Raw genomic sequence first — 19507 nt, forward strand, 5'->3', positions numbered from 1 at the left:
CTGATGATGTTCATCAGGCGTTTTACAGACAAAAAACTGTCAACCTATATCAGGACTAGTCACTCAATTCAGCCACTGCCACTCTTTATCAACATGAAACAGTCGCATTCACGTTTCAGATACGCATTACCGACCTGCGCCGTTTTGTCACTACGGAATTTGGGCGCAAAAAAAGCCCGCTCCGGGGTGATATGGAGCGGGCAGACAAAACATACCCGGTTTCACGGTATGTTTTAAAAAAGATTAACGGTTTAGCTGAAACAGCGACATGCCCTGCATATCGGTAAACGCTTTATAAGAGGCCTGTAACGCCGCCTGTTGCATCACATACGAGGAGATTGCCGCATTCCAGTCCACGTCGACCAGGTTACTCATTTGCTGGGTTTGACCCAACGCGCGATCGCTTCCCAACGCATCCAGGGAATCAAGCTCCTTCAGTTGTGTCCCCAGCTCTGCCCGCACCGTCAGTACGTTATTCAGCGAGTTTTTTAAGCCCCGGTTGGTTTTATCAATCGCCGCCGACGCTTTATCTCTTGCCACATCATCGCCCGCAACAGGCGTGTTCAGCGCGTCGATAGCGCTATCCAGCATTTTGAACAAACTGGTTTCAGAAGCGCTGCCGTCTGGCTCCGGCACAGCATTACTGGTGATTTTATTAAAAATCTGGTCACCGGTGTGGCCAATCACCATCGTGCGGGAAGCATCAACCTGTTGGGTAACACTCTCACGACCGCCGTTATAGGCACCGTCTGTCTGGGAAAACGGTGCGCTTTCCGTTTTATAACCGGCAAAAATATAGCGCCCGTTACCATCGGTACTGTTCGCCAGATTCATCAGCTGATCGCGAATCCCCTGCAAGTCTGTCGCCAACGAGGCACGGTCATCGTCACTTAAGGTGCCGTTACCCGCACTGACGATTTTCTCTTGTGCGCTCTGAATCGCCGTTGTTACCTGGCTTAACACATTCTCTTCCAGCGACACTTTTTGCGTGGCAAACGAACGCGCCAGCGCGAACTGACTGTTCTGCGCCTGCGCCTGAGACAAGACAACGGCCTGCGAAGCGGCAATCGGATCATCCGACGGATTGATGACACGTTTGCCCGTGGACATCTGCTCGCCGTACTTCATCCATTCGGCCTGGGAATTGGTGATGCCACGCATATTTTGCTGGTACATCATCTGGGTACTGATACGCATTTAAGCCCTTCTCCTTTAGCGAATGTTCAGCAGTGCATCAAACATCGAACTGGCCGTTTGCAGGACTTGCGCGTTCGCCAGATAGTACTGCTGATAGCGTTGCAGGTTGCCATACTCTTCATCAAGATTGACGCCAGAGATCGACTGCTGCTGGTTCGTTAGTTGGGTCACCACATTGCCCTGGGTGGTGCTACTGGTTTTCAGCGTGGAGGTTTTATTTCCCACATCACTGACCAGCGTGGCATAAGCATCGTTAAAGGATTTATTGCCGACCGTAGCTTTGCCTTGCAGATCCAACATTGCCTGACCGTTACGGTTATCACTCTGACCGGAATCCTTGAGGCTGGACATGGCAATTTCCGATTCATCTGTGACCATCACTTTCATGTTCACGATGGCGTCACTCACAGGCTTTAACGTAAAGCTGTCGTTGGCTTTCGCCCCCGGCGTTCCGCTGACCGTCACTTTCAGGCCATCAATATCCAGTTTGCCGTCGGCATCGGGTTTCGCTTCAAAGGTCGTGTTATCCGCAAGACGCGTCACCTGCCACTTACTGCCGTCGTACACCACTTTATAATCCGTGGCCTGCACTTTCGTGCTGTCATCGACTGCTGCCGTTAAAACCGCGTTACCACTATTTTTGGCGTTGCCGATAACCGAAGGATTTCCGATAGCGAAAAAGTCTTTACCGGCATCACCGTTGGCATCAAAACCTGCTTTGTGCTGGGTGTTAAATTCACTGGCAAACGCTAACGCCAGCTGCCCCAGGGTATTGCGGGTCTGGTCGAGATCCTGAGAACGGAACGTCATCAGTCCACCGAGCGAGCCAGTATTGAGCAGTTTTTCAGGAATTTCGATGTTGCCAGCCGCCGCGTCAACATAAGCAACGGTCGTTCGAGAAGGATCGGCACTGGATGGCAGTGCGGCGAGTTGTCGCGAGCTGCTGCCCTGAACCAGGGTATACCCGTTCGCCATCGTCAGGTTATAGGTGCCGCCATCCTGGACGCTGACCTCAACGCCGACAATTTTATTTAACTCACTCACCAGTTGATCGCGCTGATCGAGAAGGTCATTGGGGGATGCCCCCGCGCCCACACCGGTCAGACGGGAGATCTGGTCATTCAGACTCGCAATCTGTTTCGAGTAGTTGTTGATCTGTTCAACGCTGGAGGCAATAGCGGTGTTGACCTGCTTATCCTGATCGCGCAGGTATTGGTCGGTGGTCTTAAACTGGTTTACCAGACCGTTCGCTTTGCCAATCAACGCCTGACGTGCCGCGGGATCTTCCGCGTTGCTGACTAACGTTTGCAGGCTGGTGAAAAAGTCCTGCATCGAGGTCGAAATTGAGCTGGTTTTACTGGAAAGCAGGTTGTCGATTTTCGACATTTGCTCATACCGTGTGGTCAAACCGCTGCTTTGATTTTGAGCCGCACGCAGTTGATTGGTGATAAACGCGTCATACTCACGCTGCACGCCTGAAACATACACGCCATTTCCGACCCAGCCACCTGCACCTAACGTGCTGTTTGCCTGCGACATAATGGTGGTTTGTCGGGTATACCCCGCAACGTTGTAACTGGCGATGTTGTTACTGGCGGTATTTAACGCAGCCTGCGCCGCGTTAAGTCCACTCATGGCGTTGTTAATCAAGCTGGACATGGAGATTCCTTTTAATCCTTCAATACAGGTTATTATCGGCAGCAGATGGCTGGACTTGAGCCATTTAGAAGAGATTGTCGAGATTCGCACTGTACGTTTTGTTCACTTTTTCGCTCATCGACTTCAGCTGTTGGATCATGCTGGTTAATTTGCGTGCATAGTGCGGATCGGTGGCATAACCTGCGTTTTGCAAGGCCTGAGCGCCCTGCTCCGCACTGGATGCGGACGTCACCCCAGCGTAGCGCGGGTTACGGGTCAACAGCCCAACATAATCCGACAACGCTTCCAGGTATGACCCGTAGACGCGGAACCTGGCTTTCACCTTTTTCGCCTCGCCATTTTCAAATTCGGTGGTGGTGATCTCGGTAGTCGGTCCCTTCCAGCTTCCCGAGGCTTTAACACCAAAAATGTTAAAACTGGGTTCCCCATTTTCACGACGAATTTGTCGCTGTCCCCACCCGGATTCCAGCGCCGCCTGCGCCAGAATCAGATGGTGCGGGACACCGCTCTGCTCGCTTGCCAGGCGTGCGGGCAGTGAAAGCTGAGCAAGAAACGCTTTGCTGTCGCCCGAGAGTGGCTCATCGTGGCTCTCGGGCGTTTTCGGCATCGCTTTTCTCACCAGTTGCGTCAACGCCTGATTTTGATAACTGGTCACCGTTTCCAGCGAGAACTTCATCGGCACCTGTGGTGCGTCATCGGCAGGCTGGACCTGCCCCCCGGTCATTTGTTTGACCATCATTTCCGCCAGGCCCAGACCTTTACCTGCCGTCATCTGTTGCGCAATTTGCTGGTCGTACATACTGGTATACAGGCGTGTCGAATCGCTGCTAAACACGCCATCTTTCGGTAGCGCTTCACGCATACTTTTCAACATCATCTGCACGAACATCCCCTCCACCTGACGGGCGACCGGGCGGAGATTTTCCCCCGGGTCTTTCCTCGCGTCGGCTTTCAGAGAGTTCAGCGACTGGGCATCCCAGGCCGCACTGGCCAGCAGTTTGCTTTCTCCAATCATCAGATAATTTCCAGTTTCGCCCGTAAACACCCTGCGCTTTGCATGGACTGAAGAATGGACATCAAATCCATCGGCGTCGCGCCTAAGGCGTTAAGTGCCCGTACCACGTTGTTCAGGTTAGCGCTGGAGCGCACGCTTTGTAGTGAACCACCGCTCTGACGAAGATCGATCTGCGTTTGCGGCGTGACGACCGTTTGCCCACCGCCAAACGGCGTATCCGGCTGGCTGACATTAGCCTGGCGATTGACCGTCACCGACAGGTTGCCCTGCGCGACAGCACAACTGTCCAGCGTCACTTCGCGGTTCATCACCACTGAGCCAGTTCGCGAGTTGATCACCACTTTCGCGTCCTGCGGCGTAACGTTCACTTCCATATTCTGAATATCGGCGAGGAAACGGACCTGAGAGCTGTTACCGCTCGGCACCCGCACCTGGATCGTACGTGCATCCAGCGCCGTGGCGCTGCCGAAACCCCGGGAGCGGTTGATGGTATCGGTGATTTGCTGCGCCAAGGTGAAATCTTCATTATTGAGCTGCAGATTGAGGGTATTTCCACCACCGAACTGACTGGGCAGTTCGCGCTCAATCACCGCGCCGTTAGTAATACGCCCGCCATTGAGTTGGTTCACCTGGACGCTGCTGCCGCCAGCAGAAGCCCCGGCACCACCGACCAGAATATTCCCCTGCGCCAGCGCGTAGACCTGACTATCAACCCCTTTCAGCGGGGTCATTAACAGTGTGCCACCGCGCAGACTCTTGGCGTTACCCATCGAGGAAACCACCACATCGATGGTCTGTCCCTGACGACCAAACGCCGGGAAACTGGCGGTGACCATCACCGCCGCCACATTTTTCAGCTGCATGTTCGTCCCTGTCGGGACGGTAATTCCCAGTTGAGAGAGCATGTTATTGAGCGTTTGCGTCGTGAACGGGGTTTGCGTGGTCTGATCGCCCGTGCCGTCCAGACCGACCACCAGTCCGTAGCCAATCAGCGAGTTTTCCCGCACGCCCTGAACACTGGTCAGATCGCGGATACGATCGGCATGGGCGAAGGCCATCGTCAGCAGCAGTACGACGCCAATAAATGATTTAAACACTGGGAACCTCGCTTACATTGGCGACAAGTTAAGGAAGAAACGCTGCAGCCAACCCATATTCTGCGCTTCGTTGATGTAGCCGTTACCGACGTACTCTATGCGCGCGTCCGCAACCTGGGTGGACGGAACGCTGTTGCTGCCGCTGATCGTGCGTGGATTCACCACCCCGGAGAAGCGGATGAATTCAGTGCCCTGATTGATGGCGATCTGTTTTTCACCCACCACATGTAAATTGCCATTCACCAGTACCTGATCGACGGTGACCGTCAACGTGCCGCTAAAGGTGTTGCTGGCGTTCGCGCCGCCTTTGCCATTGAAAGAGTTTCCGCCCGATGCATCTACGTCTGCACGCGCGTTACCGAATAATCCTTCCAGATAGCGAGGAACGGTGTCGAAGCCAAAATTCGTTTTGCCATCGCGACTGGCATTGGCTGAGGAGCTTTTGCTGGCGCTGACGTTTTCCTGCAACACAATCGTCAACGTATCGCCAATGTTACGCGGACGTCGGTCTTCGAATAGCGGCTGATAGCCGTAATTCACCGGCTGTGCAGACTGAAAGATGGAGCCATTCGCCACCTGCGTCGGGCCAGGTATTGGTTGTGCCGTCGTCGCGCCCTGCACGAGCGGCGTGGCGGGGATCCAGGCGCATCCTGTCAGTGAAACCACCAGCAGGGCCATCATCGGGTATGGGTGAAGCGCGTATTTTCGCATTGCCGTCATCTTCAAAATCAGTGTGCCGGTGAGGTTTTCACCCCACCGGACAACACGTTAGAGTTGCGTCAGTTTCTGCAGCATCTGATCGGTCGTCGACACCGCTTTACTGTTGATTTCGTAAGCGCGCTGAACCTGGATCATATTGACCAGCTCTTCTGCGACGTTCACGTTGGACGTTTCGACATAGCCCTGATACAACAGACCCGCGCCGTTCAAACCCGGTGTGCTTTCGTTTGGCGCGCCTGAGGATTGCGTTTCGGTGTACAGGTTCTCGCCAATGCTTTCCAGACCGGTGTCATTCATAAACGTGGTCAGATTCAGCTGACCCACCTGCACCGGTGCCGCCTGCCCCTGCTGCGTCACACTGACTACGCCATCACGTCCGATGGTGATGCTGAGTGAGTTCGCCGGGATCGTGATCGCCGGTTGAACCTGAAAACCGCCCGCCGTCACCAGTTGACCGTTTTGATCAACCTGGAATGAACCATCGCGGGTGTAAGCCGATGTGCCATCCGGCAGCATGACCTGGAAAAAGCCCTGCCCTTTGATGGCGACGTCTTTGCTGTTGTTGGTCTGGGACAAGTTGCCCTGACTGTGCAAACGTTCGGTCGCGACAGGACGAACACCGGTACCAATTTGCAGGCCGGAGGGTAATGTCGTCTGCTCTGAAGACTGTGCGCCAGGCTGGCGAATCGTCTGGTAAAGCAGATCTTCAAACACCGCGCGCTGACGCTTAAAACCATTGGTGCTAACGTTTGCCAGGTTGTTGGCAATCACATCCATATTGGTTTGTTGAGCGTCCAGACCGGTTTTGGCGATCCATAATGAACTGATCATAAAATGTCCTGTATTAACTCATCGACAGCAGTTGGTTAGCGCGACCGGCGTTATCATCAACGCTGCTGATCACTTTCATCTGCATTTCAAAACGACGGGCGCTGGCGATCATGTCACTCATGGCGGAGACAGTACTGACGTTACTGCCTTCCAGGACGCCTGACATGATACGAATAGACGGATCGGCCTGCAGCGCCGGGCCACGGGTCGCCTGTGCCGCCGCAGTCAAACGGAACATGCCGTCGTCGCCGCGCTGCACTTCATTACCCATCGCTTTGACCAGTTTCAAACGTCCCACCGGCGCCACCGTATTCGCTGGATCGCCGGGATTCAGTGCCGAGATGGTGCCATCCGCCGCAATGGTAATTTCAGAGCCTTCCGGCACGGCGAGCGGACCCGCCTCTCCAATCACCGGGTGCCCCTGAATCGTCAGTTCGCCAGTCGGACTCACCTGAATACTGCCGTTACGGGTATACCCTTCACTGCCGTCGGCCGTTTGTACGGCCAGCCAACCGTCTTGTTGCAGCGCAACATCCAGCGGTCGTGAGGTGTAATCCATCTGCCCAGGGGTCATATCGGCCCCTGGGGTTGAGGCCGTGACCAGAGTACGCGTCGGTAAGGAAAGCCCTTCAACCGGCACCGCACGCAATGCAGTGAGCTGCGCGCGAAAACCCGGCGTTGAGGCATTGGCCAGGTTGCTGGCCGTCACCGCCTGTTGATTCAGCGTCTGACTGGCCGCCCCCATGGCGGTATAAATTGCGTGATCCATTAAGCCATCCTGTCAGGCGCTTAGCGCAGGTTGACCAGCGTGTTGAGGATCTGATCCTGGGTTTTGATGGTCTGCGCGTTAGACTGATAGTTACGCTGGGCGACAATCATGTTGACCAGTTCTTTACTGAGATCCACGTTAGAGGCTTCCAGCGCGCCGTTGGTCAACTTACCGAAGTTACCGATACCCGCCGTCCCCAGCAGTGCAACGCCAGAAGACTGTGTTGCAGCCCAGACGTTATCCCCCTGAGAGGCCAGCCCTTCGTTGTTGGCAAAGTTAGCCAGTACGATTTGCCCCAGAACCTGTTTCTGCTCGTTGGAGTAGTTCCCGACCACCGTGCCATCATCATTAATCTGATAGCTCACCAGGTCGCCCGGCTTGTAGCCGTTCTGGTTAGTGGCCACGATGTTGTTCTCGCCAGTGTTCTGCTGCATGGAGTTCAGGAAGCTCAGGGAGAAATTGGCAGGTTCAGCGCCGTTCACCACACCGGTAGTGATATTGATTTGTTTTGGCCACGGAGTATCCGAAGGACCAGGAACGGCTTCTGTTGCCGTGGCGCTCATACCTAAGAACACGCCATTTTCATCAAAGCGCATAAAACCCGCTGGTTTTGCGGCGGCACCGGTCGTCGAATCCTGAGTATGCACCTCCCAGGTATTGTCCGAATTTTTGACATAGAAGATGTTCATGTCATGGGCATTACCCTGGCTATCAAATACGGTAACGGTGCCTTTTTTATTGTAGGAATCCGCATCGCTCGGGCTGAATGGCGTTTTGGTCGGTACTTTGTCGGTAGAGTTCAGGTTGATCTGCATGGACGCGGAGGTGGTGGTTTTTGCCGCCATCAGCGTATTGGGGATCGTAATCGGTGCCGGGTTTGCGCCCTGTTGGATGGTCGGCGGCGTACCGGTGGCCGGATAGCCGGTCAGTTGCAGCCCCTGCATGTTGACCAGGTTGCGATTTTCATCGAGCTTAAACTGGCCATTACGGCTATAAAAAACAGAACCGTTGCTATCCACCATGCGGAAGAAGCCGTTCTGGCTGATGGCAACGTCCAGACCACGACCGGTATTGGTGGTGGTACCGTCGGTAAAGTCCTGGGTGATCCCCGCCACTTTAACGCCCAGCCCTACTTTGGAACCGGCAAACATATCGGCAAATGAAGCCGACCCGGATTTAAACCCGTAGGTGGCGGAGTTGGCGATGTTATTACCAATGACATCGAGGTTGGTGGCTGCAGCGTTCAGGCCGCTGACCGCTTGAGAAAAGGCCATGTCTTACTCCTGATAAGTGTGAAGGCTTAGATGATCTGCCGTACTTCGTCGAGTGTGGTGGTTCCGTAGGTCCCTAAATCCAGTGTGTTACCGCCATTGTTGCGGATAACGCCCTGTACCATTGCAAACTGCAAAGGCTGTGCGACCAGTTGCGTACTGCCATTGCTGGCGGTGATCGCCACGTTGTATGAACCGTTCGGCGCGGTGGTCCCGTCGGTGAGCGTTCCGTCCCAGGTAAAGCTGTGAACGCCCGCCTTCAGGCCGCCGATATCAATGGTACGAACCACTTTGCCGTCTTTATCGGTAATCGTGGCGGTGACTTTATCGGCAGGTTGCTGTAGCTCAACGCCAAACGGCGTGGTGGTAGTGATGGCCCCTTCTTCGGTTCCTTTGCCAGCCAAAATGGTGGTACCCGGAATCATGACCCCATGACCAATCAGGGTGCTGGCCTGCATCGACTGGCTGTTGTCGATCTGCCCTGAAATCGCCCCCAGCGTGGTGTTTAATTTTTCGATTCCGCTAACAGTGCTGATCTGCGCCAACTGCGAGGTCAACTCGTTGTTTTCCATCGGGTTCGTCGGGTCCTGGTTTTTCAGCTGCGCCACCAGCAAGGTCAGGAAACTGTTTTGCAGATCGGCGGAATTGCTTCCGGTCAACGAACTGCCGCTGCTGGTAGATTTGACGCCCGCGTTCGTCGGGTCATTCATATTGACGGCAATAGACATACGCGCCTCCTTTACTGGCCAAGTGTCAGCGTTTTAAGCATCATGCTTTTCACGGTGTTGAGTACTTCGACGTTTGCCTGGTAGCTGCGCGATGCCGACATGGTGTTCACCATCTCGCCAACCGTATCCACATTCGGCATCTTGACGTAGCCGTTGGCATCGGCCAGCGGGTTGCCGGGTTCAAACACCAGTTTGTCTGGCGCCTGGCTTTCAATGACCTCCGCCACCTTTACGCCGCCCGTCGCCGCACCGGGTGCTGCATCAACCTGAAAAACGACCTGTTTTGCGCGGTACGGCTGACCATCTGGCCCCGTCACGCTGTCGGCGTTCGCCAGGTTACTGGCGGCGACGTTGAGCCGTTTGGACTGCGCCGTCAGCGCCGAACCCGCAATATCGAAAATGTTTAACAGCGCCACGGATTAGTTCCCTCCCTGTAGCACGTTCATCATGCCTTTGATTTGGCTGCTCATGAGGGTGAGCCCCATCTGGTATTTCAGACTGTTGTCGGCAAACTGCGTACGCTCCCTGTCCATATCGACGGTGTTACCATCGAGAGAAGGCTGGTCTGGAATACGGTAGAGCAGATCCGCAGAGGGGGACGCCAGCGTCTGAGCCGGAATGTGTTGCGCAGAGGTCAGCGCCAGTGAAACACCGCTGGTTTCGGCCCTTCCTTGCACCATCACTTTTTTGAGTTCACTGGCAAAATCCATGTCTCGCGCCTGATACCCCGGCGTATCAGCATTGGCGATATTCGCCGCCAGCACCTCCTGACGTTGGGCACGCAAATTGAGCGCTTCTTGTTGAAAACGTAAGGCGGCATCGAGCTTGTCGAGCATATCTTCCCCGCAAATGACAAAATTCAGCCGACAGCTTAAATCTCATCACGCGCGCGTTATCGCCGGAATAAACGCAAAATGCGTCGCTATTTGTTGCGTTGATGGCGGCGGCACACAGGTAAAATCCAGCCATTGCTTACCACCGGCGGGAGATGACGATGCACACGTTAAAACGGGGAATCGCTGTGATGGCGCTGCTCTTCAGCCCCCTGGCGATGGCGCAGGACCTGAATGCGCAGCTGAATGACTGGTTTGGAGCGCGTCTGATGGGGTTTAGCGATGAGGTGGTCGTCACCCTGCGCACATTGCCTGCGTTGCCTGCGGATTGTGAGCAACCGGCGCTAAGTGTACCGGGCAGCGCGAAATTATGGGGTAATGTGAGCGTGCTGGCGCGCTGCGGCAATGAAAAACGTTATCTGCAAGTTAACGTCCAGGCGACCGGCAACTACGTCGTGGCCGCCGTTCCCGTCGCACGAGGCGGAAAACTGGGTCCTGCCAGCGTGACGCTAAAACGCGGTCGGCTGGATCAGTTGCCACCGCGCACGGTACTGGATATCAATCAGATTCAGGACGCCGTCAGTTTGCGCGATCTGGCGCCCGGTCAGCCTGTACAGCTCACTCAGTTGCGCCAGGCCTGGCGAATAAAAGCCGGTCAACGCGTGGTAGTGATCGCCAGCGGCGACGGATTTAGCGTCAATGCGGAAGGTCAGGCATTGAACAATGCCGCCGTTGCACAAAATGCGCGGGTACGCATGCTGTCAGGTCAGGTGGTCAATGGAACCGTCGACCCTGATGGGAATATTCTTATTAATCTATAATGCGTTAAAGATTTTGAAGTGGCTGCCGATATAAATGATCAACGAAATGATGATAGCTGGTCGCTACAACGCAACCCCTCGATGAGGAAAATAACATGAGCATTGACCGTACCTCACCTTTGAAACCCGTTAGCACTGTCCAACCGCGCGAAACCGGCGACACGCAGGTACAAAAAACGCGTCAGGAAAAAACATCGACGACGAAGAGTGCCAGTGTGACGTTAAGCGATGCTCAGGCGAAACTGATGCAGCCCGGTTCCAGCGATATCAATATGGAACGCGTTGAAGCACTGAAAACGGCGATTCGCAATGGTGAACTCAAAATGGACACCGGCAAAATTACCGACGCATTGATCCGTGAAGCACAGAGCTACCTGCAGAGTAAATAAAAGTATGACTCGTTTGTCAGAAATACTGGATCAGATGACGACCGTTCTTAATGATCTGAAAACGGTGATGGATGCCGAGCAGCAGCACTTATCTGCGGGTCAGATTAACGGTAGCCACTTACAACGTATTACAGAAGAAAAAAGCTCTCTGCTGGCCACCCTGGATTATCTGGAACAACAGCGTCGCCATGAACAAGCTGCGCAAAAAAGCGCAAATGATGATTTTGCCGAGCGTTGGCAGATTATTACTGAGAAAACGCAGCATCTTCGCGACCAAAACCGGCACAACGGCTGGTTGCTGGAAGGGCAAATCGCGCGCAATCAGCAGGCGCTTGAGGTGCTCAAGCCCCATCAAGAACCGGCGCTCTATAGCGCTAACGGTCAGACATCCACGCCCCACCGTGGTGGTAAAAAAATCTCCATCTGATGACCGTTTCGCCTGCCAGATCTGCATGTTGTAGATCTGGCAGGCACAATGCCATCAGGCATCATTTCACTTATTACGCCGTCCGGCGGACAAACTCTTTCATTTTAAATCCGAGAATGGCCAGCGCTGCAAAATAGGCCGCGATACCCGCGCCCACCACCGCCATTAAGCGTAACAGACGCCACAGCATGTTCCCTTGCGACCACTCCGGCATAATAGACAGCATTCCGATTAACACCGCTGACATCACCAGCACGGAAATCACCAGGCGGGTCAGGAACCACATCCAGCCCGGCTGCGGGGTGAAGATCTTTTGCTTACGCAACTGCCAGTACAGCAAAGACGCATTCAGGCACGCCGCCAGACCAATCGACAGCGACAACCCCGCATGTTTCAACGGGCCAATAAACGCCAGGTTCATCAGCTGCGTCATAATCAACGTCACGATGGCAATTTTTACTGGCGTTTTGATGTCCTGCCGCGAATAAAATCCGGGTGCCAGCACTTTCACCACAATTAACCCGATCAAACCGACCGAATAGGCCACCAGCGCCCGTTGCGTCATCGCCGCATCCATCGCAGTGAATTTTCCGTACTGGAACAGCGAAACGATCAGCGGCTTCGACAAAATGCCCAGCGCCACCGCGCTCGGCAGCGCCAGCAGGAAGCAGAGGCGCAACCCCCAGTCCATCAGGCGGTTGTATTCATCGTGATTACCGCTGGCAAAGCTTTTCGACAGCGATGGCAGCAAAATAGTCCCGAGCGCCACGCCCAGTACGCCGGACGGGAATTCCATCAGGCGGTCAGCGTAATACATCCAGGAGACTGAACCGGAAGCCAGAAACGAGGCGAAAATAGTGTTAATAATGAGCGAGATCTGGCTGACAGAGACACCGAGAATCGCCGGTCCCATCTGTTTCACCACACGCAGAGAGCCCGCATCGCGGAAGTTAATGCGCGGCAATACCAGCATACCGATTTTCTTTAAATGCGGCAGTTGATAAACCAGTTGTAAAACGCCGCCAACCGTCACCGCCCAGGCTAGCGCTAAGACCGGCGGATCAAAATACGGTGCTGCAAACAACGCGAAACCAATCATACTGACGTTCAGAAAGGTGGGCGCAAACGCCGGAATCGAAAAACGGTTCCATGTATTGAGGATTGCCCCGACTAATGACGCGAGCGAGATAAGCAATATATAAGGAAAGGTAATTTGCAGCAGTTGGGTCGTCAAGGCGAATTTATCTGCCGTATCCGCAAATCCCGGGGCCGTGACCATAATCACCCACGGTGCGGCAAGCATACCCGCCACGGTCACTACCGCCAACGCAAGGGTCAGCAAGCCAGAGACATAGGCAACAAAAACCCGGGTCGCATCTTCACCCTGTTTGCTTTTATACTCCGCCAGAATAGGCACAAACGCCTGAGAAAATGCCCCTTCGGCAAAGATACGGCGCAACAAGTTGGGTAATTTGAATGCCACAAAGAAGGCATCGGTTGCCATCCCGGCACCAAAAATTCTGGCGACAATAGCGTCACGCGCAAAACCGAGCACCCGCGAAAACATGGTCATCGAGCTAACGGCAGCCAGTGATTTTAATAAATTCATGGTTGTTTTATTCCAGACTCTACGGCAAAACGCCTGCATAGCAGGCGTTGGAAGAGGCGTAATATCAAGTGGGCTATAGTCTACCTGGATTAAGATGAATTACTACCGCCAGATGTTACAGGGTCTTCAGACCCGGCCTATTCTGAATACCTGAATAAACCGTCACCCTATTCGCTGATCGCATCGCGCCACAGTTTCTCTACCACGCGTTGCGCCAGAATCGCCTGTTCACCAGCGGTTTCCGGAACCGTCTGATTTTCCACGCATTCAATAAAGTGACGCGCACATCCGGAAAATCCACGCTGCTCTAACGTGGTTTGCCAGCCGGGAATCGGTTTATGCACCACGCCCTGCCCACGCTCCTCACGCCATTCGCGCATGTCGGTCACGTCATAAACACCGCCGTCGGTTACCGCCTGCACCGTTTCACGCTGACTCCCGGCACGTCGATGCATACTGGTGGTGATTTGCAGTTGTTCCGCCGCAAAATGGTGCTCGGCGTACAGCATTTCCCCGGCATCCGTGGTCAGCAACGTTCCGCTTTTCAGTTGTGATGCGCCCCCCGCCAGCCACAGCGCCGTGTCGACGACATGCAGATAATCATCAAGAAGCGTAAAACGCAGATCGTGCGGCCCTACGCTGTCAGCGCGATGCTTATCCATACGTAAGGAGGTCGCCGTTGAAAGTTGCGTCTTTAAATCGCGATAGAGTGGCGCAAACCGGCGATTAAACCCGACCATTAGCGTCAGTTTTTTGCGTGCCGCCAGCTCGACCAACCGCTCGGCATCGTGCAGATTGTCCGCCAGCGGTTTGTCAACACAAACGTGCACCCCCGCATTCAGTAATTCGCTGACCACCTGATAGTGAGTGGCTGTGCTGGAGTGAACAAATACGGCGTCACAGGTTGAGGCCAGAGTCACCAGTGAGTCGGCGTAAGGTATCCGCCAGCTTTCGCAAATGCGTAATGCTTTATCCCGTGATGGGGACCAGGCGCCCTGCAACGTCCAGTCGCCGGAGGTTCCCAGCACCGGCAGCCAGGCTTTTTGCGCGATCCCGCCCAGCCCTACCACGCCAATCCGCAATTTTTTCACCTTAGTCTCCCAGATGCGCCAGCAACGAATCGAGTCGCTGTTTCAGCTCCGCCACTTCACTCTCCAGCGCCTCTACGCGGGCGTGCAGATCGGCAGACCCCGCCTGCGGTTCATCCGCCGGGGCGGCTTGTTCATCCACCTCGCCACAAAACAGATGCATATAACGGCTTTCACGTTTACCCGGCTCACGCGCCAGACGCACGACATACGGGCCGTCTTCCCGGGTGGCAAGCCGCTCCAGCGTGGCTTCCACTTCCGCCATATCGCTGAATTCATACATACGGGAGGCACGGCTGCGCAGTTCACCCGGCGTTTGCGCGCCGCGCAGGAGTAGCGTAGTCACCACAGCGACTTCGCCCGCACTCAACTTTAAATTGCCAAATTCGGAGTTGCAAAAACGCTGCTCATACTTGGTCACGCGGTTGCCAAAACCACTCACCGTGCGCAGAAAATGGCGTTTGACCAGATTATCAAGCTGCTGCTGAACCTCATGCTCCGATAAATTCATCACCGGTTCACGGTTGGTTTTTTGATTGCAGGCCACCACCACGCCGTTTACCGACAGCGGATATTGTTCAGGCGTCGTCACCTGTTTTTCAAGCAGACAGCCAATCACGCGCGCTTCAGTGGCGGTTAGTTCATATTTCATTGTCTTTCTCCATCGCGTCCAGAGGATTAACGTCCGGGGGTCCATTCAGATGTTGTCAACGCCGTCAGCACGTGATCGCGCCACTGCCCATCAATCAACAGGTAATCTTTCGCATACCCTTCTTTTTCGAAACCGAGTCGCGCCAGTAAATCGCCGCTACGTTTATTGTGCGGCATATAATTTGCCATTATCCGGTGCATGTGTTGTGTGCGTTGCATATAACGAATGGCCGAGCTTAAGGCTTCGAACATCAGCCCCTTTCCCTGCCACTTCTGCGCAATGGAATACCCCAGATAGCACGCATGAAACGAACCGCGAACCACATTGGAAAAATTCGCCACGCCAATAATTTCTTTTTCGTCCGGATCGAGTAGCGCAAAATAGAATGCGGAACCCTGCTTATGAAACTCAGCGATCATGTTCAGCCGCGCTTGCCAGCCCGACGGATAACAGTGACTTTCATCGCGAATGGGTTCCCAGGGTTTTAAAAAATGACGATTTTCTGCGTAATAATCTGCCAGACGCCAGGCATCACGCTCATGCACTAAACGCACGACCAGCCGGTCGGTTGTTAAGCGCACTTTTGGCACGTTACTGCGATAGCCAAACATTCTATACCCACTCCTTCCCGTAACATCTTCACACCCCTGATAACGTTACTATACCTGCGGCCAAGCACTCTGTGAAAAGTGCAAATAGCCATTTTTTCGATTATTCACACATTTTGATGAAATCTCTCTATCAAGACGGACTTTTGATAAAAAAATATTGTCCCCGCGAGGGTGGGAAAAGCCCCAACGACACCGCAGAATAGAAGGTGCACATCTTTTATTTCCCGGGAGGGGAAATGTCGCGCGTCTCGCAGGCGAGGAACCTGGGTAAATATTTCCTGCTCATCGATAATATGCTGGTCGTGCTCGGCTTTTTTGTGGTGTTCCCGCTTATTTCCATTCGATTCGTCGATCAAATGGGATGGGCTGCCGTCATGGTGGGGATTGCGCTCGGGCTGCGCCAGTTTATTCAGCAAGGGTTGGGGATATTTGGCGGAGCCATCGCCGACCGCTTTGGCGCCAAACCGATGATCGTCACCGGTATGCTGATGCGCGCAGCCGGATTCGCCACCATGGGCATTGCCCAGGAACCCTGGCTGTTGTGGTTTTCCTGCTTCCTTTCGGGTCTGGGCGGCACATTGTTTGATCCGCCGCGCTCCGCGCTGGTGGTCAAACTGATCCGCCCGGAACAGCGTGGCCGATTCTTCTCTTTGCTCATGATGCAGGACAGCGCCGGTGCGGTGATTGGCGCATTACTGGGCAGTTGGCTATTACAGTATGATTTTCGTCTGGTCTGCGCGACCGGCGCGGTGTTGTTTATTCTCTGCGCCGCGTTCAACGCCTGGCTCCTCCCGGCCTGGAAGCTTTCTACTGTACGTACCCCCGTCCGCGAAGGAATGGGCCGCGTCATGCGGGACAAACGTTTTGTCACCTATGTTCTGACGCTGGCGGGATATTACATGCTCGCCGTTCAGGTGATGTTAATGCTGCCGATCATGGTCAATGATATTGCTGGCTCCCCTGGTGCCGTGAAATGGATGTATGCCATTGAAGCTTGCCTTTCCCTGACGCTCCTCTACCCCATTGCGCGGTGGAGTGAAAAACGTTTCCGTCTCGAACACCGGTTGATGGCTGGCCTGTTATTAATGTCGCTCAGTATGCTGCCTATTGGGCTGGTGAGTGATTTGCAGCAACTTTTCACGCTGATTTGCACATTCTATATCGGTTCAATTATTGCGGAACCGGCCCGTGAAACGCTCAGCGCGTCATTGTCAGATGCGCGTGCGCGCGGCAGCTATATGGGCTTTAGCCGTCTGGGGCTCGCTATCGGCGGAGCGATTGGCTATATCGGCGGCGGCTGGTTGTTCGATATGGGAAAAATCATGGCCCAGCCTGAACTGCCCTGGATAATGCTGGCGGTTATTGGCGTTATCACCTTTCTGGCGCTGGGATGGCAATTTAGCCATAAACGCACCCCGAACGGAATGCTGGAACCGGGCGCCTGATCGCTACCCGATGTGTTACTGAAATAACGTTGGTTGCCTCGGGCAACCATTATTTCGGTTTTTTCTGCTGGCGCGTTGCGCGCTGGTGCCACATGCTGCTTTGTGTCAGGATTACAACACGGGCATCATGTTGAGGAACCCCATGAAGAAGATTTTTTTTGCCGCTGCGTTATTAGTTAGCGGCCTGTTGGTTGGCTGTAATCAACTCACACAGTACACGATCAGTGAACAAGAGATTAACCAGGCACTGGAGAAACGGAATAACTTTTCCAAAGACATAGGCTTACCCGGCGTTGCCGACGCGCATATTGTGCTCTCCAACCTGAGCAGTCAGATCGGTCGGGAAGAGCCCAATAAAGTGACGCTCACCGGCGATGCGAATCTCGATATGAGCTCATTGTTTGGCAATCAAAAAGCCACCATGAAATTGAAGTTGAAAGCGTTGCCGGTCTTTAACAAAGAGAAAGGCGCCATTTTCCTGCAAGAGATGGAAGTGGTCGACGTCACGGTCACGCCGGAGAAAATGCAGTCGGTATTACAAACGCTGATGCCTTATCTCAACCAGTCGCTGCGCAATTATTTTAATCAGCAACCGGCCTACGTTCTGCAAGAAGACAGCAGCAAAGGCGAAGCGCTGGCGAAGAAATATGCCAAAGGGATTGAAGTGAAACCGGGTGAAATTGTCATCCCGTTCACCAATTAACACACAGAGGGCGCATGAGCGCCCTTTTTTTTCGTGCAAACGAAAACGTTTCCGCATATCCTTTGTTTCCGGCAAAAAGACCATCCCTCAGCCGGAGCATATTGATGACAGCACCATCCCAGGTTTTAAAGATCCGCCGCCCAGACGACTGGCACGTTCACCTTCGCGATGGCGACATGTTAAAAACAGTCGTGCCCTACACCAGCGAAACCTATGGTCGCGCGATCGTGATGCCTAACCTGGCTCCGCCCGTCACCACCGTTGACGCGGCCATCGCTTACCGCCAGCGTATTCTTGATGCGGTACCGCAAGGACATGATTTCACACCGTTAATGACCTGCTATCTCACGGATAGCCTGGATCCCAATGAGCTTGAACGCGGATTCAATGAAGGCGTTTTCAGCGCGGCAAAACTCTACCCGGCCAATGCCACTACCAACTCAAGCCACGGGGTAACGTCAACCGACGCCATCATGCCCGTTCTTGAACGCATGGAAAAACTGGGGATGCCGCTGTTGGTCCACGGCGAAGTCACCCACGCCGAGATCGACATCTTCGATCGCGAAGCTCGCTTTATCGACAGCGTCATGGAGCCATTACGTCAACGCCTGACGGCCCTCAAAGTGGTCTTCGAGCACATTACGACCAAAGACGCGGCAGAATATGTTCGTGATGGCAACGAACTGTTGGCGGCGACAATCACGCCTCAGCATTTGATGTTTAACCGCAACCACATGCTGGTCGGCGGCATTCGCCCACACCTTTATTGTCTGCCAATCCTGAAACGTAATGTACACCAGCAGGCATTGCGTGAACTGGTTGCCAGCGGTTTTAACCGCGCATTCCTGGGAACAGACTCGGCGCCGCACGCCCGGCATCGTAAAGAGACCAGCTGTGGCTGCGCGGGCTGCTTTAACGCCCCAACGGCGCTTGGCAGCTATGCAACCGTCTTTGAGGAGATGAACGCTTTACAGCACTTTGAAGCATTTTGCTCACTGAACGGTCCGCAGTTCTATGGTTTGCCCGTCAACGACACTTACATTGAACTGGTACGTGAAGAGCAGCACATTCCGGAAAGCATCGCCCTGACGGATGATACGCTGGTGCCTTTCCTGGGGGGCGAAACGGTACGCTGGTCGGTAAAAAAATAAAAAAAGCGTGGCCAACTGTTGTCACTGGAACATTTAAACTGTATAAATATCCAGTATATTCAACAGGGGGCCATTATGCGTATTGAAGTCACCATTGCAAAAACTTCTCCTTTACCTGCTGGCGCGATAGACGCGCTGGCCGGTGAACTCTCCCGTCGTATTCACCACCATTTTCCCGATAATGAAGGCAACGTGACCGTCCGCTATGCCGCCGCTAACAATTTGTCGGTCATTGGCGCAACGAAAGAAGATAAAGAGCGCATCAGCGAAATTCTGCAAGAAACGTGGGAAAGCGCGGATGACTGGTTTATCAACGAATAAAAAATGATATGCAGTGATGTTCATTTTGCCGGGTCGCCCCGGCTTTTTTATTTGCGCAACTGTTCGGATTTTAATCTTATCCTCAACTAAAATGCGCAATATGCCAATAAAGCTTTAACGACATGCTGTTTTATTGTTCAGCTCATTCTTAAAAAGCAGAAATTTATGCC

22 protein-coding genes are annotated in these 19507 nt (G+C 53.9%); 7 read left to right on the forward strand and 15 right to left on the reverse strand.

Annotated features, from left to right (window positions below; translation table 11 throughout):
- Positions 1-243 precede the first annotated feature (243 nt).
- The 11 genes from flgL to flgB form a co-directional block, all read right to left on the reverse strand.
- Entirely contained in the window at positions 244-1197 is a 954-nt protein-coding gene (gene flgL, locus CJP72_RS00680) for a flagellar hook-associated protein FlgL (RefSeq protein ID WP_162378988.1), read from the reverse strand.
- A gap of 15 nt (positions 1198-1212) precedes the next feature.
- The gene (gene flgK, locus CJP72_RS00685) at positions 1213-2856 is read right to left on the reverse strand and encodes a flagellar hook-associated protein FlgK (protein ID WP_162378989.1); all 1644 of its coding nucleotides are present in this window, start codon (positions 2854-2856) and stop codon (positions 1213-1215) included.
- 64 nt (positions 2857-2920) lie between these two features.
- Positions 2921-3871, reverse strand: a complete 951-nt coding sequence (flgJ, locus tag CJP72_RS00690) for a flagellar assembly peptidoglycan hydrolase FlgJ (protein ID WP_162378990.1) — start codon at positions 3869-3871, stop codon at positions 2921-2923.
- Entirely contained in the window at positions 3871-4929 is a 1059-nt protein-coding gene (gene flgI / locus CJP72_RS00695) for a flagellar basal body P-ring protein FlgI (protein WP_193568544.1), read from the reverse strand. The genes flgJ and flgI overlap by 1 nt, the downstream gene beginning before the upstream one ends.
- Positions 4930-4980: 51 nt before the next feature.
- A complete protein-coding gene (gene flgH / locus CJP72_RS00700) occupies positions 4981-5679 on the reverse strand; it encodes a flagellar basal body L-ring protein FlgH (RefSeq protein WP_162378992.1) in 699 nt (232 codons plus the stop codon).
- Positions 5680-5736: 57 nt separating this feature from the next.
- Positions 5737-6519 (reverse strand): flagellar basal-body rod protein FlgG, encoded by a 783-nt coding sequence (gene flgG / locus CJP72_RS00705; protein ID WP_162378993.1) that lies wholly within the window; start codon positions 6517-6519, stop codon positions 5737-5739.
- A 13-nt stretch (positions 6520-6532) separates the two neighbouring features.
- The gene (locus CJP72_RS00710) at positions 6533-7288 is read right to left on the reverse strand and encodes a flagellar basal body rod protein FlgF (protein WP_162378994.1); all 756 of its coding nucleotides are present in this window, start codon (positions 7286-7288) and stop codon (positions 6533-6535) included.
- A gap of 20 nt (positions 7289-7308) precedes the next feature.
- Entirely contained in the window at positions 7309-8562 is a 1254-nt protein-coding gene (flgE, locus tag CJP72_RS00715; protein ID WP_162378995.1) for a flagellar hook protein FlgE, read from the reverse strand.
- 26 nt (positions 8563-8588) lie between these two features.
- Positions 8589-9287 carry a flagellar hook assembly protein FlgD gene (gene flgD, locus CJP72_RS00720; protein ID WP_162378996.1) on the reverse strand — a complete coding sequence of 233 codons (699 nt, stop codon included), beginning with the start codon at positions 9285-9287 and terminating at the stop codon, positions 8589-8591.
- Between the two features lie 11 nt (positions 9288-9298).
- The gene (gene flgC / locus CJP72_RS00725; RefSeq protein ID WP_162378997.1) at positions 9299-9703 is read right to left on the reverse strand and encodes a flagellar basal body rod protein FlgC; all 405 of its coding nucleotides are present in this window, start codon (positions 9701-9703) and stop codon (positions 9299-9301) included.
- Between the two features lie 3 nt (positions 9704-9706).
- Positions 9707-10123 (reverse strand): flagellar basal body rod protein FlgB, encoded by a 417-nt coding sequence (gene flgB, locus CJP72_RS00730; protein ID WP_162378998.1) that lies wholly within the window; start codon positions 10121-10123, stop codon positions 9707-9709.
- Positions 10124-10281: 158 nt separating this feature from the next.
- On the opposite strand from flgB, the gene flgA reads away from it, so the two are divergent.
- The 3 genes from flgA to flgN all read left to right on the forward strand — a co-directional run bounded on the left by flgA (position 10282) and on the right by flgN (position 11757).
- Entirely contained in the window at positions 10282-10941 is a 660-nt protein-coding gene (flgA, locus tag CJP72_RS00735; RefSeq protein WP_162378999.1) for a flagellar basal body P-ring formation chaperone FlgA, read from the forward strand.
- Positions 10942-11036: 95 nt separating this feature from the next.
- Positions 11037-11330: a flagellar biosynthesis anti-sigma factor FlgM gene (gene flgM, locus CJP72_RS00740; RefSeq protein ID WP_162379000.1), complete on the forward strand. Its 294-nt coding sequence runs from the start codon at positions 11037-11039 to the stop codon at positions 11328-11330.
- Positions 11331-11334: 4 nt separating this feature from the next.
- Complete coding sequence (flgN, locus tag CJP72_RS00745) at positions 11335-11757, forward strand: flagella biosynthesis chaperone FlgN (protein ID WP_162379001.1); 423 nt, start codon at positions 11335-11337, stop codon at positions 11755-11757.
- A 73-nt stretch (positions 11758-11830) separates the two neighbouring features.
- Here the strand turns inward: flgN and murJ are convergent, their stop codons facing one another.
- The 4 genes from murJ to rimJ all read right to left on the reverse strand — a co-directional run bounded on the left by murJ (position 11831) and on the right by rimJ (position 15717).
- Entirely contained in the window at positions 11831-13366 is a 1536-nt protein-coding gene (gene murJ, locus CJP72_RS00750) for a murein biosynthesis integral membrane protein MurJ (protein ID WP_162379002.1), read from the reverse strand.
- Positions 13367-13533: 167 nt separating this feature from the next.
- Complete coding sequence (locus tag CJP72_RS00755; protein WP_162379003.1) at positions 13534-14457, reverse strand: Gfo/Idh/MocA family oxidoreductase; 924 nt, start codon at positions 14455-14457, stop codon at positions 13534-13536.
- A 1-nt stretch (position 14458) separates the two neighbouring features.
- Positions 14459-15106, reverse strand: coding sequence for a YceH family protein (locus CJP72_RS00760; RefSeq protein ID WP_162379004.1), 648 nt, complete (start codon positions 15104-15106; stop codon positions 14459-14461).
- Between the two features lie 26 nt (positions 15107-15132).
- Positions 15133-15717 carry a ribosomal protein S5-alanine N-acetyltransferase gene (gene rimJ / locus CJP72_RS00765; protein WP_162379005.1) on the reverse strand — a complete coding sequence of 195 codons (585 nt, stop codon included), beginning with the start codon at positions 15715-15717 and terminating at the stop codon, positions 15133-15135.
- Positions 15718-15953: 236 nt separating this feature from the next.
- Between rimJ and mdtH the strand changes: the two genes are divergently transcribed.
- The 4 genes from mdtH to dinI all read left to right on the forward strand — a co-directional run bounded on the left by mdtH (position 15954) and on the right by dinI (position 19337).
- Positions 15954-17162 (forward strand): multidrug efflux MFS transporter MdtH, encoded by a 1209-nt coding sequence (mdtH, locus tag CJP72_RS00770; RefSeq protein WP_162379006.1) that lies wholly within the window; start codon positions 15954-15956, stop codon positions 17160-17162.
- Between the two features lie 142 nt (positions 17163-17304).
- Positions 17305-17865: a lipoprotein gene (locus tag CJP72_RS00775; RefSeq protein ID WP_162379007.1), complete on the forward strand. Its 561-nt coding sequence runs from the start codon at positions 17305-17307 to the stop codon at positions 17863-17865.
- A 104-nt stretch (positions 17866-17969) separates the two neighbouring features.
- Positions 17970-19016, forward strand: a complete 1047-nt coding sequence (gene pyrC / locus CJP72_RS00780) for a dihydroorotase (RefSeq protein WP_162379008.1) — start codon at positions 17970-17972, stop codon at positions 19014-19016.
- 75 nt (positions 19017-19091) lie between these two features.
- Entirely contained in the window at positions 19092-19337 is a 246-nt protein-coding gene (gene dinI, locus CJP72_RS00785; protein ID WP_162379009.1) for a DNA damage-inducible protein I, read from the forward strand.
- Positions 19338-19507 lie beyond the last annotated feature (170 nt).

This window comes from Citrobacter sp. NCU1 (assembly GCF_010231475.1).
Lineage (GTDB): Bacteria > Pseudomonadota > Gammaproteobacteria > Enterobacterales > Enterobacteriaceae > Citrobacter_D.

Bases quoted from the DNA above. Each gene is read 5' to 3' on its own strand.
- flgL (WP_162378988.1), bottom strand. From the start codon at position 1,197: ATGCGTATCAGTACCCAGATGATGTACCAGCAAAATATGCGTGGCATC.
- flgK (WP_162378989.1), bottom strand. From the start codon at position 2,856: ATGTCCAGCTTGATTAACAACGCCATGAGTGGACTTAACGCGGCGCAG.
- flgJ (WP_162378990.1), bottom strand. From the start codon at position 3,871: ATGATTGGAGAAAGCAAACTGCTGGCCAGTGCGGCCTGGGATGCCCAG.
- flgI (WP_193568544.1), bottom strand. From the start codon at position 4,929: ATGGCCTTCGCCCATGCCGATCGTATCCGCGATCTGACCAGTGTTCAG.
- flgH (WP_162378992.1), bottom strand. From the start codon at position 5,679: ATGCGAAAATACGCGCTTCACCCATACCCGATGATGGCCCTGCTGGTG.
- flgG (WP_162378993.1), bottom strand. From the start codon at position 6,519: ATGATCAGTTCATTATGGATCGCCAAAACCGGTCTGGACGCTCAACAA.
- CJP72_RS00710 (WP_162378994.1), bottom strand. From the start codon at position 7,288: ATGGATCACGCAATTTATACCGCCATGGGGGCGGCCAGTCAGACGCTG.
- flgE (WP_162378995.1), bottom strand. From the start codon at position 8,562: ATGGCCTTTTCTCAAGCGGTCAGCGGCCTGAACGCTGCAGCCACCAAC.
- flgD (WP_162378996.1), bottom strand. From the start codon at position 9,287: ATGTCTATTGCCGTCAATATGAATGACCCGACGAACGCGGGCGTCAAA.
- flgB (WP_162378998.1), bottom strand. From the start codon at position 10,123: ATGCTCGACAAGCTCGATGCCGCCTTACGTTTTCAACAAGAAGCGCTC.
- flgA (WP_162378999.1), top strand. From the start codon at position 10,282: ATGCACACGTTAAAACGGGGAATCGCTGTGATGGCGCTGCTCTTCAGC.
- flgM (WP_162379000.1), top strand. From the start codon at position 11,037: ATGAGCATTGACCGTACCTCACCTTTGAAACCCGTTAGCACTGTCCAA.
- flgN (WP_162379001.1), top strand. From the start codon at position 11,335: ATGACTCGTTTGTCAGAAATACTGGATCAGATGACGACCGTTCTTAAT.
- murJ (WP_162379002.1), bottom strand. From the start codon at position 13,366: ATGAATTTATTAAAATCACTGGCTGCCGTTAGCTCGATGACCATGTTT.
- CJP72_RS00760 (WP_162379004.1), bottom strand. From the start codon at position 15,106: ATGAAATATGAACTAACCGCCACTGAAGCGCGCGTGATTGGCTGTCTG.
- rimJ (WP_162379005.1), bottom strand. From the start codon at position 15,717: ATGTTTGGCTATCGCAGTAACGTGCCAAAAGTGCGCTTAACAACCGAC.
- mdtH (WP_162379006.1), top strand. From the start codon at position 15,954: ATGTCGCGCGTCTCGCAGGCGAGGAACCTGGGTAAATATTTCCTGCTC.
- CJP72_RS00775 (WP_162379007.1), top strand. From the start codon at position 17,305: ATGAAGAAGATTTTTTTTGCCGCTGCGTTATTAGTTAGCGGCCTGTTG.
- pyrC (WP_162379008.1), top strand. From the start codon at position 17,970: ATGACAGCACCATCCCAGGTTTTAAAGATCCGCCGCCCAGACGACTGG.
- dinI (WP_162379009.1), top strand. From the start codon at position 19,092: ATGCGTATTGAAGTCACCATTGCAAAAACTTCTCCTTTACCTGCTGGC.